We start from the raw sequence: 14,035 nt of genomic DNA, 5'->3' as shown, positions 1-14,035 counted from the left end.
CGGCCGATGCTGGTCGGTCTCCTGGTGCTGGCACTGTTTGCCGGGTCGCTGGTATTCGCGTTCAACGCGACCATGGGGGTTCCGTGGCATGACCACACCTACGCAAAAGTCGCCTTTAACGATGTGGGTTCCCTGCGAACCGGCGATGACGTGCGGATTAACAGCGTGCGGGTGGGCCAAGTCAGCAAGATCGAGCTCTCCGGCATGCAACCGGTCGTCACGTTGAAGCTCGATGGTGATCGTCCCGTGTACCGGGACGCGACCGCTGCCGCGGCGTCCGTTGGAGCACGCTCCGCGCTGGGCCAGAAATTCATCGATTTCTCGGCCGGTACACCGCCAGCCGGCAGGCTCGGGCCCGAGGAGGTCGTTCCAGCCAATCAGACGGTGCCATCGCAAGAGCTCAGCGACGTGCTGGATGTCCTGGATCCGCCTACACGTGAAGCCTTGGGCAAGACTTTGCGTGAGGCCGGTGGCGGCATGGCTGGCCATAGCGGTGACCTGCACGATGCAGTCGGAACCGCTCCGGGAATGCTGAAGGACTTGGGGACCGTCTCCCGCACGGCTGGTGCACAGACCGACCTCGCTGGAATGCTGCGCAGCGCCGACACCTTGGCAAGCAGGTTTTCTGGTCGCGAGCAGCAGCTCAGCTCGCTGATCAGCCAGTCGGACTCGACGCTGCGTGCTGTTGGAGTGGACGGTGGCGAACCATTGAATGCCACTCTGCGGCAGGGCCCCGACGCTCTGCGGGACGCGCGGGAAGCACTTGAGTTAGTCCAGGAGCCACTGCAGCACACCGAAAGCGCCATGACGCAGCTGCGGCCGGGAGCTGAGGCACTTGCGGCGGCTACACCGGACATTCGAGGGGTGCTTCGCGAGGGCGTGGCACCGCTGAACAAGGTCCCTGGTGTGATGCACCAAGCTGAACCGGCGGTTGCCGACCTCACCGGAGTGTTTGCTGATGCACGCCCGCTGGCGCCCAAGGTTGGCCGTGCCCTCGATCTGGCAAACGAGCCACTCCAGCAGCTTGCCCCGTATTCGCCAGAGATCGGCCTCTGGTTTACCTACGCACGAGATGCGCTTAAGGACGGCGACGCAGCCGGTCATTGGCTTCGGATTGACATCTTGGCCAACACCGAGTCGGTGTCGGGCACCGTGCCGGTCCCGGATCCGATCACGGCGCGGAATCCCTACCCGGCACCGGGTCAGGCGCAGCAGGAGAAGCGATCCGGGATCGGAGGCGGACGGTGATCAAGTCGAGCATGCGGTGGCTGGGCCAGGTTTCGCCCCTAAAGCTAGGGGTTGGCTTCCTCGTCCTCGCGTTGGTGTCGGGCGTTGGGCTGTTCCAGAAGAACCGGATTATCACGACGCTGTCGCCCGGTGAGTCCGTTGAAGTCAAGTTCGCTCGGGACTACAGACTCAAACCCTTTGAAACCAAGGTGAAGGTCGCTGGGGTGCCAGTGGGCACTGTCACGGCGGTTGACCAAGATGACGAAGGCAATGCCGATGTGTCGCTGAAGCTGGATCGCGGCATCCGTGAAAGGCTCGGCGAAGAACCGTCGGCGGTCATCCGGCCAACGACGCTGCTCGGGGGCAACTACTACGTGGAACTGCTCGCCGGAGGCGCACCTGGCCAAATCCGGGGTCCGATTCCTGTCGAGCGGGCGAAAACGCCGGTGGAGGTCGACCGGATCGCCGCAGCACTGCAGCCGGCCGCGCTCGACGGCCTGAGGTCATCTGTGCACCGGTTGGACGCAACGTTGAGTCAGGGTGGACAGGAGGCTCTCGAGAATCTGGTGCGCAACGCACCGGACACGCTGGGGCCGGCCGGGAACGTCCTTGACGCGGCCCAAGGAACGCGGCCCGATCGTGACCTCACGCAGCTTGTTGGGGGATTGCAATCCACCGCGAGCGTGCTCAGTGAGAAGCAGGGACAGCTCAACGGTATTGTCAGCAACCTCAGGACAACGACTGGGACGCTGAGCCGGCAAAGTGGCGCGCTGAGCGACACGCTGCACGATCTCCCAGAGACGCTGACAACTGCGCGGGCTGGGTTCCAGCGTATGGATGGCAGTGTGCGCGAACTCCGTGCCACAGCGGGACCTGCGCGATCCGCTGTTCGAGAACTGGACGAGCTGTTGGCAAGGACGGACCCCGTTCTGGTCAAAACGCGCCCGGTCGTTAGTGACCTACGCGGATTACTCGTGGACGCACGGCCGGCTGTGCAGGAACTGGTCCCTACGAGTGAGCGGGCCACAGCCGTCCTCAACGATGTTCGCGGACCGGTGCTGGACCGGGTCAACGGCCCGATCATGCAAACCGTCCTCTCACCGTACCGCGGCAACGGCCCATACCAGGGAAGTGGTTCGGACCGGCCCTTCTACCAGGAATTGGCGCACATGATTGCCAATCTGGACAGCACGTCCAAGCTGACTGACCGCAACGGGGCAGCAATCGCGTTCGAACCGGGTATCGCGCCCGGCAGTGTGGGCGGTCTGCCGATCAGCTTCGATCAGCTGGTCACCCAGCTGCTGAGGCTTCAGGAGGTCCAGCGATGAACTTACCCACAACGCGATTCCGGCGACTCTGGGAGCGGATGCGCACCGAGCCGGGGCTGGGGAGAAATGTAGCGGCACTGGCGGCCCTTATCGTGCTCGGTCTCGCTGTCGGTGGATACATCCTCAGCAATCAGCAAGCGAACTGGCCCTGGCAGGACCGATTCGCATTCGCAGCCGACTTCCAGGCATCGCCCGGGGTGACTCCCGGGCAGGGGCAGGAGGTCCGGATCGCGGGTGTTCGGGCTGGTGATATTCGCGGCGTACAAGTGACGGAGGACGGTCGTGGGGCTCGGGTGCAAATGGCCCTTGAACGCGGGCACACCGTGTACGACAACGCCCGGCTGGTCTTGCGCCCGAAGAGTCCCCTCAACGAGATGTACGTGGAACTCGATCCTGGCACGCCTCCCGGCAAGAAGCTGGAAGAAGGAGGTGTGCTCCCTGTCGGCAATACCCAGCGCCCTATCCAGCCGGACGAGGTGCTCGCGCATCTGGACGGAAACAGCCGCGCGGCGTTGACTTCCTTGCTCAGCGAGTCCGATGTCGCGCTTGTCCATGCTCCGACTGAGTTACCGCCTGGTTTGCGTGCTGGTGATCGAGTGGTGACCGAGCTCCGTCCCGTCGTGGAAGCACTGCAGACCCGGCGGGATGCCATCCGGCAACTGGTCACGGCGCTGTCACAGATCTCCGGTGCGGTCGGCAAGGACGACGAAAGGCTTACTCGGCTGGCCAACTCGATGGAACAGACGTTGGGGGCAGTCGCTGGCCGGGACGGCGAACTGAACGCGGCTCTCAACCAGCTGCCAGGCGTCACAGATGAGCTCCGCCGGGCCACCGGCGGCGTGCAACAGCTGAGCGGGCAGCTCGACCCGACCTTGCGGAACGTCCATGCGGCCGCCGACACGTTGCCTGAAGCGTTGTCCCGGCTCAACGGCACCGTCGGTCGGCTCGACCAGACCGTTGACGCGGCTCGTCCCGTGGTGCAGAAGGCGCGGCCTATGGTCGCCGACCTGCGCCCGCTGATCGGCGACGCCAAAGCATCGCTGGTGGACATCGAGGCCGTGACTCAGCGGTTGGACCCGGCGACGTCCATGCTGATGCCGTATCTCACGGATCTCCGGGCATTCGTCTACAACACGAACTCAGTGGTGAACCTCCAGGATGCCAATGGCGGGATCCTGCGCGGCCTGTTGGAAGTCTCGCCAACGTCCCTGCCCGTGAAGTCGCCCCTCCCTCCCCGCTAGGCGGTCGTGATGAAGATTCCGTACTCGGCGTTGCCGAAGGTCCGGCTCACCGTGCTGGTCGCCTTCTTCTCCCTCTGCACAGTGTTCTTCGGCTATCTCTGGGTGAATTCCGGCGGCAGAATTCCTGGTATCAGCTCAAATGGGTACCAGGCGGCGATCAACCTGTCCGATGTGGACAACTTGGTTCAGGAATCGGACGTCGTGATCGCCGGAGTCAAGGTGGGCAAGGTCCGTGAGGTTCAAAGCCGCGAGGGTGCGGCACGGATTGTTATGAACCTGAAGAACGAAGTCGCACCGTTGCACGAGGGAGCTACGGTACGGGTGCGCAACAAGACCCTTGTGGAGGAGACCTACCTGGAGATCGCGGACGGTACGGGTCAGGCTCTGCCTGACGGCGTGACCTTGCCGGATCAAGCTGCCAGACCGAGCGTGCAGCTCAACGACGTACTGGCCAGTCTTGACCCGCCGACACGCGAGGCACTGGGAAGCACTATCCGATCGCTGGGCACGGCAACCGAAGGACGCAGGGAGGACGTCTCCCGAACCCTGACAGGGCTAGGCAAGCTCGGACGGCAAGGCAACGATGCATTGGACGCCCTTGCCGCTCAGTCAGAGGACCTGAAGAAACTCGTGCCGCAGACGACAGTGCTTCTGCAAGCGCTCGACACGAGACGGGGCCAGATCGCCACCCTGGTGGAAGACGCGAACCGGCTCACGCAGGCCACGGCGAGTGGCAGCGGTGATATCGAAGCAGCTATGCGTCAGCTTCCAGAAGTGGTGGCAAGCGCTCAAGCCGCCAGCACGAACCTCACTGAGCTCTCGCACGCCTTGCAGCCGGTTGCGAAGGATCTCGATACAGCATCGCCCGACCTCAGCCGTGCGCTGCAAGAACTGCCGGCCACAGCACGGGATTTGCGGGGTCTGCTTCCGGCGCTGAACGGAACACTCGACGCGGCGCCGAACACGCTGCAGCGAGTCCCGGTCGTGTCTCGCGATGTAAAGAGCATCATTCCGCCCGCACGTGTGGTGCTTGCTGATCTCAATCCGTCCCTCGCTTACCTCAACCCGTACGGACGAGATATTGCGGCGTTCTTCAGCAATGTCTCTTCGCAGTTTGCGCAGCGTGACGTCAACGGGCATTACCTCAGAGTGTTTGCGATCTTCAACGAGCAAACTGTGCGGAACTCGCCGTTGAACACCAACAAGGGACTTCTGGACAAGTCGAACGCGTACCCGCAGCCCGGCCAGGCGGCTAACCCCGGCCCGTTTGCCGGGCCTTACACGAGGATTCCGCAGGAGCCGCGATGACCGGACGGAGGAATCGAACCAGGTCAGTGAGAGCCGTTTTGCGGGCACGGTTGCCGTCACGGGTCCCACGGTTGACCCTCCGGAGCAGCGGCGTCGTTCTGATCCTTCTCGTTGCGGCGACGCTACTGGTTGGTGGCCTGATGCAGCTGCGTGTGGAGACCGGGGTGACGTCATTGCTCCCGGCTTCCGATAAGAGTGTCCAGCAGTACGAGGAAGTCGCCAGTTCATTCGGGGGCGATCCAGTTGTGGTGCTGGTCGAGTCGAAGGAGCCCGGTCGGCTTCTCGGTGCTGAGCAGTTGCCACGACTGCTGAGGATGGAAGGGCAGCTCGCGGCGCTACCAGACGCTGCGGTGGCCTACGGTCCCGCTACCACCCTCAACCAGATCGCCGGACAGACCCAGAACATGCTCGCGGAAATCAGCGGACGGCGCGACGGATTGCGTGCCGCTGCCGAGTCCGAGGCAGCCAATCGGGGTGCGACGCCACAAGCGGCGTCCGCTGCCGGCGAACAGGCAGTGGCCGGTTTTGACCAGCGGTACGGAGCGTTGCTGGTTCGTGGTCTACCTGCTGGTCTCCCGACCCTGCACAATCCTTCATTCGTCCATGCGGTCGCGTTCAACCATGCAGGTCAGCCGAAACCGCAGTGGCGCTTTGTCATACCCTCTCGTAACTCGGTTGCGGTTCTGGTGCGCCCCCGCCAGGGTCTGGATGCTGCTGGGACGCAACGGCTTGTCGACGGGGTTCGGAAAACGGTCGGATCGGCCGGGCTGGGCGCCGAACGAGTGTCCGTATCCGGCGTACCTGTCGTTGCCGACGAGCTCGGCAAGAGCGTGGCCCGTGAGGCGCCGATCCTGGGTGTGGCCGGACTTCTGGCCGTAGGCGTCTGCCTCTTCGCGGTGCCATGGACGCGTAGGCGATGGCGAGTCGTCCCGCTCTTGGTGACGGTAGTGGCGAGCGTAGCCACGCTCGCGGTTTTCGGATTGCTCGCTCGGCCCATTTCGCTGGGCGTGATGGTATTCTTGCCCGTTCTTCTCGGCATTGGAAGTGATTTCCCGACATACCTTGCTCAACGTGCCAGCAAGCGCTCGGTTCTAGCCGTCGGAGCTGCCACAGCCGCGGGGTTTGGCACCGTGGTGGCCTCGCCTCTCCCATTCGTACGCGATCTCGGGCTTGCCTTGTGCATCGGCGTGCTGCTGTCCGTCCTGTTCGGCTTCTTGGCTTCACTTCGACGACCGAGTGCCCACCGGGAAAGTGACACCCAAGGAGATTCACCAGCCCAGGGACCCGCAGTCCACATGGACGAAGGCACGACCAAGCCGCGTCTGGCGAAGGTTGCCGTGGCTTTCATGTTGGCGATGCCTGCTGTCGCAGGCTGGATCGCATTGCCGTCACTGAAGGTCGAAGCTAGCCCTGAGCGGCTGATATCGGGACTACCCGCGGTAGCAGAGGCCGACCACGTCGAACGGGTGATGGGTTCGTCTGGCGAGATGGACGTTGTCCTGCGCGGTGACGATGTCCGGAGTCCTCAGGCGCTCGCGTGGATGCGAGCAGCGCAGGACAGCGTGGTCGCACACCACGGAGATCGGATACGGCCTGTGCTCTCCGCACCTGATTTGCTGCGCTTCCTCGGGGATGCCCCGACTTCTGAACAAGTCAATGCTGCGATGCGGTTACTCCCTCCTTACCTCACAGGCGCCGTCGTCCGCGACGACGCGCGGGTCGGTCTCGTGTCTTTTGGGGTGCGGATGGAAGACATGCAAGACTTGCGTGATCTCCGCGACCGCGTGCGAACTCTGCTGCCCCCGCCACCACCTGGATACCAGGCGGAGGTCACGGGCTTACCGGTCGTTGCGGTGCGCGGCTACGAATTGCTTTCTGAAGGGCGCTATGCCAGTAACGTGCTGGGGATCGCCGCCACCGGCGCGGTCCTGGCTCTAGCTTTGAGGAGGCGCGGTGACGCGGTCCGGGCCGTCGTCGCGGCGCTGCTTGCCACCGGCACAGGATTGCTAGTGCTCTGGCTGACTGCCGTACCGCTCACACCGCTGACAGTGGCACTCGGTTCCCTGACCGCGGCAGTCGGGTGCGAGTTCACCGTGTTCCTTGCCGAGGCTTCGCGAACTGCCGACATGACACTGCGGCGTTCGGTTGTGCTCGCCGCGGCCGCGTCAGCTGTGGGTTACGCGGTGCTGGTGTTTTCGTCGGTTTCAGTGATCCAGCAGTTCGGCTTGCTGCTGACGTGCTCTGTGGGATTGTCGCTGATCTCCGCACTCTGCGTTACGCAACATAGCTGGCTCGGTCGCGGAGAAGCGGAGAAGCAGGCGGCGCCACCTGCGGACGAACGGATACATGCGGAGGGAATGACTTATGACTGATGAATCCCGGAGGAACCGGTTGTCGGTAATTAAGCGCGGAGTTCGTCTTCCTCGCACGCGCGTCTCGAAACTTGTGGCGACCGTGTTGACAGTGCTGGTCTTCGCGGGGGCCGTGACTGGATTCGTCTGGTGGCGCTGGGAAGCACTGCCCGCGGATGCTGCTTTTCGCGTGGGTGACCGGGTGGTCACGAAGGAGGAGTTCGATCGCCGTGTGGACACTCTTCGGGCGCTCTACGGAGTGCAGCCTCCTATTGAAGAGAGGCAGTTCGACCGATTCCGGCGCGACTCCGCCAAGGCCATCGCAGTCAGCATCGTTCTCGATGAGCAGGCGAAACAGCAGGGTGTCGTCGTGGCAGACAAATCTGCCCGGGATGTCCTGTCCAGGCTGGTCGAAAGTCAGCTTCCCGGAGGTGGCCCGGAAGCACGGAAGCAGTTCATTGCGGCCTTGGGCAGCGCCGGCACGTCAGAGCTGGCAGTGGTGGACGAGATCAAGCGTCAGATGGCAGTCTCTCAGCTTTTCAACCGAGTTACGGCAGGAACGTCCGTGTCTGAACAGGAGCTCAGAGACGCGTTCGACAAGCGCCACGACCAACTGGGGCAACCGGAACAACGGCGGCTGCGAAATATCGTTGTCGCCGATCGAGGGGAAGCTGAGGCGCTGATCGGACAGGTGCGAGGGGGTGCCGCCTTTCCCGCTCTCGCAGCGCAGCGAAGCTTGGACGGGGGTACACGTGCTCAAGGTGGAGAGCTCGGCACGGTTAGCGCACAACAACTCGAACCCGAGTACGCGAAAGCAGCTTTCGCGGTACCGGTTGGAACGGTGTTCGGGCCGGTGCAAAGCCAGTTTGGCTGGAACGTGGGCCAGGTTGATGAGGTCATCCCTGGTTCGCCAGTCTCGTTCAACGCGATCAAGGGTGAGCTCGGCAAGCAACTCGAGTCCGAGAAGGCTCTGCAACGGTGGCGGTCCTGGCTCCAGGATCAGATAGCGAATGCTGACCTCGACTATACGGAAGCGTACCGTCCACCGGATCCGCTGTCGCCGCCAGATGTGGGTGGCTCTGCGCCGGGATCAGTCAGTGGTATCGATCAAGGAGGAGGAAACACACCTCGATGAACGCGGTTGCTCTGGTCTTCCTCGCAGTGAGTCTGCACTCGCTCGGTATATGGGGGCGCCGGAACGCCCAGCGGCTCGTTCCAGCCGCTCTTCCGTCACGTCAAAGGCTTGGGCAGGAACGTGTGCTGCGCCGCGGCGCGTGGGCTTGCCACGTGGCGGCAGGAGTGCTCTTGCTGGGGGGTGGATTGTCATTGTTGTGATCAGGCGAACCTGTGAGTACTCTCGGCCGTCTTTCATCTGGATGGTTGCGTTCACGGCAGGCTGTGGAGTGCAATAGCCGCATCTCGCGTTTCCGAGGAGGCCACATGGGTGCAGCAGAGGGTACTCCCGCTGGGCCTGCCGATTCGGATTGGGCAGGGAGAGAATTGCGCCGGAGCCTGTCCGTGGTGCTCGTGGATGATCACGAGGTAGTGTTAGACGGCTTGAGCCGTGCGCTGCAGCGCGAAGACATGCAGGTCGTCGGGTCCTTCCTAGAAGCCGAACCCGCGATCGAATTCCTCGGGGCACACGACGTCGACTTGCTCGTGGTGGACCTGCGCTTGAAGACAGGTTCGGGGGCGGACCTGGTTGAACGTGCGCACCGGAAATGGCCGAATCTGCGCATCGCCGTGCTCACCAGTTTCGAGGACGGCGTCGCCGCGGCTGCTGTCATGCGCGCCGGGGCTAGCGGATTTCTGCTTAAGGACGCACTGTCTGAAGAACTGAGTCATCGACTGCGCGGCGTGGCCGAGGGCAGTGTGATCATCGATAGTCGGCTGGTTGATGCGGTGCTGCAACCGACTCAAATCTCGCTGTCGGCGACTGAGCTGACGATCCTTCGTCTGGTGGCAGAAGGCCGGACGAATCGTGAGATCGGGGCTGAGATGCACCTCAGCCCGTACACGATTAAGGACTACCTGACACGGACGATGCGCACGCTTGGAACTCGCACGCGTGCGGAAACAGTCGCGCGTGCGTCGCAAGAAGGCCTGCTTGATACCGATGAAGGTTAGACGAGTCGTTGATCGCACTGTCGGGGCCGGCAGCACGTTGACTGGGTTTGGAGCACGTGGCGCTGGATGTCCTGTAACTCGGTCACCTGGTCATCAAAGGTGCCGGTTGGTAACTTTGGTTCGAGCTCGCTGGGTGCGGTGCTTCGAGTGCATTCGCCACTTCGAACATGCCCGGAACAATGACATTTGACCGCACGCTTTGGGATACCGGGGGCGGCCTGATGTGGATCACAAGGTCATGACCCTGGCCAACCGCTGAGTCTGCGGCGGGAAGTGGCCGCACTGGCGAATTGACTGTTCACGTGCATGTCCGAGATTGCTGGTGCGGCGCGGCGCATCTGAACCACGATTGAGCCATGCAAATCTGGACATAGCGTGTCCAACCATGATGTTCGCGAATCCTGCTGTGCCAACTTCGAGTTCGTGCTGCGTCAACTCATCGACACCCACGACGAAAACCTTCGCATCCCCTGGAGAGGCCGGGCCGTCGCAGAGCCGAATAAGGCGCTCCGCTCGCGGACGTGCTCAGTGCGCCTGCGGGCGTCTCGCTTGCGGCAACACGTGAGCGCAATGGCGGTGTCGAGGCAGCCTTCTTTCGAAATCGAACGTGATCGTGTCTACAGACCGTGCCGCGTAGCCGAGCTGGCGGTGCTACTCCAGTGATCAACGTCAGGGGACCAGTATTGTTGGCCGCCGGGTGCGGGTTCACATCGTCGGCGCCGGAGCCCGCACGCCATTGGTGCTGTGCAACGGAATCGGCATCAGCATCGCAGCTCGTCGATGCGTTCCAGCGCGGTTTGGAGCTTGTTCGTTTCGACGTGCCCGGAGTCGGGGCGTCACCACTGCCACCGTGGCCTTACAACTCGTTTCAGAATGATCGGTGTGTCTGATGTCGATGCTTGATCATCTTTTGGCATGCTGCTGGGATGATCGAGGAGTTGGTGCCGGAGAGCTTGTGGGAGCGGGTGGAACCGCTGCTGCCGCCGTGTCCGCCACGCCGGAATCGGTATACGGGGCGGTTGCCGACCGACGATCGGGCAGCGCTGGCCGGGATTGTGTTCGTGCTCAAGACCGGGATCACGTGGCGAGAACTTCCACGCGAGGTCGCCGGATGCTCAGGGTGACCTGTTGGCGCCGGTTGTGGGGACTGGACTGAGGCCGGGGTTTTCCAAGCGGTGCACGAGTTGCTTCTGGATTAGTTGCGGGCCCTGGACCGGCTCGACCTGGATACCGCTGTGGTGGACGCTTCGCAGTTACGGGCGCTCAAGGGGGGCAGCGACGGGCCCCTCGCCCGTCGATCGGGCTCGCCTCGGTACGAAACACCATGTAATCACCGAAGGCGCCGGCATCCCGCTGTCGGTCACGGTCACCGGGCAATCGTCATGACAGTACCCAACTGTTCCCGCTGGTCGACACCCTGCCCACGATCCGCGGCAAACGCGGCCGACCCTGGCAACGGCCCCACTGGCTCTACGGCGACCGCGGATACGACTACGACCACCACCGCAAAGCCCTGCGAGATCGAGGAATCGTCCCGCGCATCGCCCGCCGCAACACCGACCACGGCTCCGGACTCGGCACCGTCCGATGGGTCGTGGAACGCACTTTCGCCTGGTTGCACCAGTTCAAACGACTCCGCACCCGCTACGAACGACGAGCCGACATCCATCTCGGACTCCTCCAACTCGGATGCGTCCTGATCTGCTACCGCCAACTACCAACATCATTCTAAAATGAGCTGTTAGGAGTGCTTTCAGAATGCGTGTGCGGGGAGCTTGGCGGCAAGGATCATGCAGTGGCGAGTTAAAGGAAGCCTTGGTGGATGTCGTCACGAGCCTCCCAACGGATCCGTAGCCAGCGTGGTCCGTGCAGCCAGGCGATCGCGGCTTCGACCACCCACCGCAGCCGGTCCAGGCCGGAACCATGATCGTCGCCGCGTCGAGCGATGCACGGCGCTGTTTCTGGCGCGGAGCTTATTTCGGTAGATGTCGTGGTCGTAGGCCCGATCTGCGTAGATCCGGCGAGGCTTGCGCCGCGGCGGACCTGGTCGTCCGCGTGCCGGTGGAATCGCCTCGACCAACAGCACCAACTGGGTCACGTCGTTGCGGTTGCTGCCGGTCAGCGCCACTCGCAGCGGGGTTCCGCAGGCGTCGGTGAGAACGTGGTGTTTCGAGCCCGGCCGACCACGGTCAACCGGACTCGGACCGACTTTTGGGCTACCACGTCCCCGCTTGGCCTGGATCTGCGTCGAATCGACCACCGCTCGAGAAAAGTCCAGCTGATCAGCCGCCAGCAGCGTGTCCAGCAGCGCCCGCTGCAGCCGCTCCCACACCCCGGCCCGCTGCCACTCGGCCAACCGCCGCCAGCACGTCGACCCGGACCCGTATCCCAGCTCCTGCGGCAGAAACTCCCACTGGATCCCGGTGTAGAGCACGAACAAGATGCCCTGCAGCGCTTTTCGGTCATCGAGCCGACGACGGCCCGGATGCCGGAGCCGGCGCGGATGCTCCGGCAGCAACGGCCCGATCAACGCCACTGGGCATCGGACCAGGTCACTGCGATACGCATGCCGAGAACTCACGAGTTGATCAAGGTATCACTACCACATGAAATGGACAGGTCACCACGAACCAAGATCAGACGAACTCTCAGTGCTTGCGGAGAAACTGCCTGGGTGACCACGGACGCGCACCTCCGGCAGAGCAGGAAAAGTAGGGCGTGTGCCGACCTCGAGCAGGAGAGATCGGCACACGCCCTTTATTCGGCAATGCAAGTGACGTGAAAGTTCTTACCCGTCGGTTCGAAAGACTTCGAGCTCGTCCTCCGCGTAGCGGCGGCGCAGGACCTTCTTGTCGTACTTGCCGACGCTCGTTCGCGGAACCTCCTCGATAACGCACCAGCGTTCTGGCAGCCACCAACGTGGTATCCGCTCCGCCATCCAGGAACGCAACTGTTCTGGGGTGACGGTCGAGCCTTTCCGTAACACCACTGCGGCCAGCGGTCGTTCTTGCCACTTGGGATCGGCTACCCCGATCACCGCAGCTTCCAGGATATCTGGATGGCTCGCGAGAAGATTCTCCAGCTCGACTGAGGAGATCCACTCACCACCGGATTTGATCACGTCTTTGGCGCGATCGGTCAAGGTGAGGTAGCCTTGCGGGTCGATGTGTCCGACATCGCCGGTACGAAGCCATCCGTCGCGGAACGAACTGCCGTCCGTTTCGCCGTAATAGCCACTGGCGATCCAGGGGCCTTGGACTTCGAGTTCGCCCACGCACTTGCCATCGTGCGGCAGGCGGTGCCCTTCAGCATCGACAAGGCGCATCTGCACCCCGCAGATCGCACGCCCCTGGGTAGACCTGATCGAGAGTGCGACGTCCTCGGCGACAGTCGCTGGAGGTCGAGCCACTGATGCCAGCGGCGACGTTTCGGTCATGCCCCACGCTTGCAGGATGGGGACGCCGTACTTGCTCTCGAACGCTTCTATGAGCGCCTTCGGCACGGCGGAACCACCGCATGCTACCAGCCGCAGCGAGGACAGATCGTGCTCCGAGTCGCCCTCGAGATGCTGAAGGATGTCGTTCCAAATGGTGGGTACGGCGCCCGACACTGTCGGGCGGTGTTGTTCGATCATCCTTACCAGTGGCTCGGCCTGCAGAAGCCGGTCGGGCATCAGCAGGCCAGCGCCCGCCATCAGCGCAGCGTAGGGCAGTCCCCAAGCGTTCGCGTGGAACATGGGAACGATGGGAAGGACGTTGTCATTCGCGCTGATTCCGAGTCCGTTACCCGTGCATGCCGCCATGGAGTGGAGGTACAGCGAGCGGTGGCTGTAGACCACGCCTTTCGGGTTTCCGGTCGTTCCGCTGGTATAGCACATGGCCGCAGCGGCTGTTTCGTCGATCGAGGGCCAGGCGAATTCCGGTGATTCTGACGCCAGGATATCGTCGTAGCGGAGTACGGCTTTGCCACAGCCCTCCAAAGCAGAGGTGTCCCCTCCGCCAGCCACGAGCACCGTGTGCACCGACTTCATCGAAGGTAGTGCCAGGGCGAGAAGGTGCGCTACCGAGCTGTCGACAATGACAACCTGATCCTCCGCATGGTTGGCGATGTAGCTGATCTGTTCGGGAGCCAGCCGGAGGTTGAGCGTGTGCAGGACCGCTCCCATGGCCGGAACCGCCGTGTACGCCTCAAGATGTTCCTGGTTGTTCCACTGGAACGTGGCGACCCGATCATCCCTGCCTATGCCCAGTCGGCGTAGCGCATTGGCGAGTTGGCTTACTCGACCGCCGAGTTCGCCGAAGCTCGTTCGGCGCAGGCCGTGTTCGCCGATGGTGGTCACTTGCTGACCACCATGTACTTCTATCCCGTGGCGCAAAACTGAGGCGATCGACAGGGGGACATGTTGCATCGTGCTACGCACGTGCCCTCCCTTGTTCATCGTTGGCCCGGATTG

10 protein-coding genes and 1 pseudogene are annotated in these 14,035 nt (G+C 63.0%); 8 read left to right on the top strand and 3 right to left on the bottom strand.

What is annotated here, in order from left to right; translation table 11 throughout:
* Window positions 1-6: 6 nt before the first annotated feature.
* From AB0J78_RS17585 to AB0J78_RS17555, 7 genes are all read left to right on the top strand, one after another.
* On the top strand, window positions 7-1,248 hold the full coding sequence (locus tag AB0J78_RS17585) for an MlaD family protein (protein ID WP_363790131.1): 1,242 nt from the start codon (window positions 7-9) through the stop codon (window positions 1,246-1,248).
* Complete coding sequence (locus AB0J78_RS17580) at window positions 1,245-2,555, top strand: MlaD family protein (RefSeq protein ID WP_363790129.1); 1,311 nt, start codon at window positions 1,245-1,247, stop codon at window positions 2,553-2,555. The genes AB0J78_RS17585 and AB0J78_RS17580 overlap by 4 nt, the downstream gene beginning before the upstream one ends.
* A gap of 38 nt (window positions 2,556-2,593) precedes the next feature.
* Window positions 2,594-3,796, top strand: a complete 1,203-nt coding sequence (locus tag AB0J78_RS17575) for an MlaD family protein (protein ID WP_363790127.1) — start codon at window positions 2,594-2,596, stop codon at window positions 3,794-3,796.
* A 9-nt stretch (window positions 3,797-3,805) separates the two neighbouring features.
* The gene (locus tag AB0J78_RS17570) at window positions 3,806-5,104 is read left to right on the top strand and encodes an MlaD family protein (RefSeq protein WP_363790125.1); all 1,299 of its coding nucleotides are present in this window, start codon (window positions 3,806-3,808) and stop codon (window positions 5,102-5,104) included.
* A gap of 140 nt (window positions 5,105-5,244) precedes the next feature.
* Entirely contained in the window at window positions 5,245-7,476 is a 2,232-nt protein-coding gene (locus tag AB0J78_RS17565; RefSeq protein WP_363790123.1) for an RND transporter, read from the top strand.
* 91 nt (window positions 7,477-7,567) lie between these two features.
* On the top strand, window positions 7,568-8,590 hold the full coding sequence (locus AB0J78_RS17560; protein WP_363790121.1) for a peptidyl-prolyl cis-trans isomerase: 1,023 nt from the start codon (window positions 7,568-7,570) through the stop codon (window positions 8,588-8,590).
* Between the two features lie 305 nt (window positions 8,591-8,895).
* A complete protein-coding gene (locus tag AB0J78_RS17555; protein WP_363790119.1) occupies window positions 8,896-9,582 on the top strand; it encodes a response regulator transcription factor in 687 nt (228 codons plus the stop codon).
* 228 nt (window positions 9,583-9,810) lie between these two features.
* Here AB0J78_RS17555 and AB0J78_RS17550 read toward each other — a convergent pair whose 3' ends face one another.
* The gene (locus AB0J78_RS17550; protein ID WP_363790117.1) at window positions 9,811-10,032 is read right to left on the bottom strand and encodes a hypothetical protein; all 222 of its coding nucleotides are present in this window, start codon (window positions 10,030-10,032) and stop codon (window positions 9,811-9,813) included.
* Window positions 10,033-10,508: 476 nt separating this feature from the next.
* Here AB0J78_RS17550 and AB0J78_RS17545 point away from each other — a divergent pair.
* Window positions 10,509-11,314 (top strand): annotated as a pseudogene (locus AB0J78_RS17545) (IS5 family transposase).
* Between the two features lie 71 nt (window positions 11,315-11,385).
* On the opposite strand, the gene AB0J78_RS17540 reads toward AB0J78_RS17545, so the two are convergent.
* Together AB0J78_RS17540 and AB0J78_RS17535 are read right to left on the bottom strand one after the other, a co-directional pair.
* Window positions 11,386-12,133, bottom strand: a protein-coding gene (locus AB0J78_RS17540; protein WP_363790461.1) for an IS5 family transposase whose coding sequence is annotated in 2 segments (ribosomal slippage) — window positions 11,386-11,539 and window positions 11,538-12,133 — 750 coding nt in all. Because the reading frame shifts where the segments join, the coding sequence is not laid out codon by codon here.
* Between the two features lie 237 nt (window positions 12,134-12,370).
* On the bottom strand, window positions 12,371-14,002 hold the full coding sequence (locus AB0J78_RS17535) for a fatty acid--CoA ligase (RefSeq protein ID WP_363790115.1): 1,632 nt from the start codon (window positions 14,000-14,002) through the stop codon (window positions 12,371-12,373).
* Window positions 14,003-14,035: the final 33 nt, after the last annotated feature.

It is taken from the genome of Saccharopolyspora sp. NPDC049426 (assembly GCF_040676935.1).
Lineage (GTDB): Bacteria > Actinomycetota > Actinomycetes > Mycobacteriales > Pseudonocardiaceae > Saccharopolyspora.
Note: the sequence above shows the minus strand (reverse complement) of the source record. Positions and strands in the feature narration are given on the sequence as shown.

What these genes read in the sequence shown, in the direction of transcription:
- AB0J78_RS17570 (WP_363790125.1), top strand. Translation starts at nt 3,806, where the DNA reads ATGAAGATTCCGTACTCGGCGTTGCCGAAGGTCCGGCTCACCGTGCTG.
- AB0J78_RS17585 (WP_363790131.1), top strand. Translation starts at nt 7, where the DNA reads ATGCTGGTCGGTCTCCTGGTGCTGGCACTGTTTGCCGGGTCGCTGGTA.
- AB0J78_RS17565 (WP_363790123.1), top strand. Translation starts at nt 5,245, where the DNA reads ATGCAGCTGCGTGTGGAGACCGGGGTGACGTCATTGCTCCCGGCTTCC.
- AB0J78_RS17555 (WP_363790119.1), top strand. Translation starts at nt 8,896, where the DNA reads ATGGGTGCAGCAGAGGGTACTCCCGCTGGGCCTGCCGATTCGGATTGG.
- AB0J78_RS17575 (WP_363790127.1), top strand. Translation starts at nt 2,594, where the DNA reads ATGCGCACCGAGCCGGGGCTGGGGAGAAATGTAGCGGCACTGGCGGCC.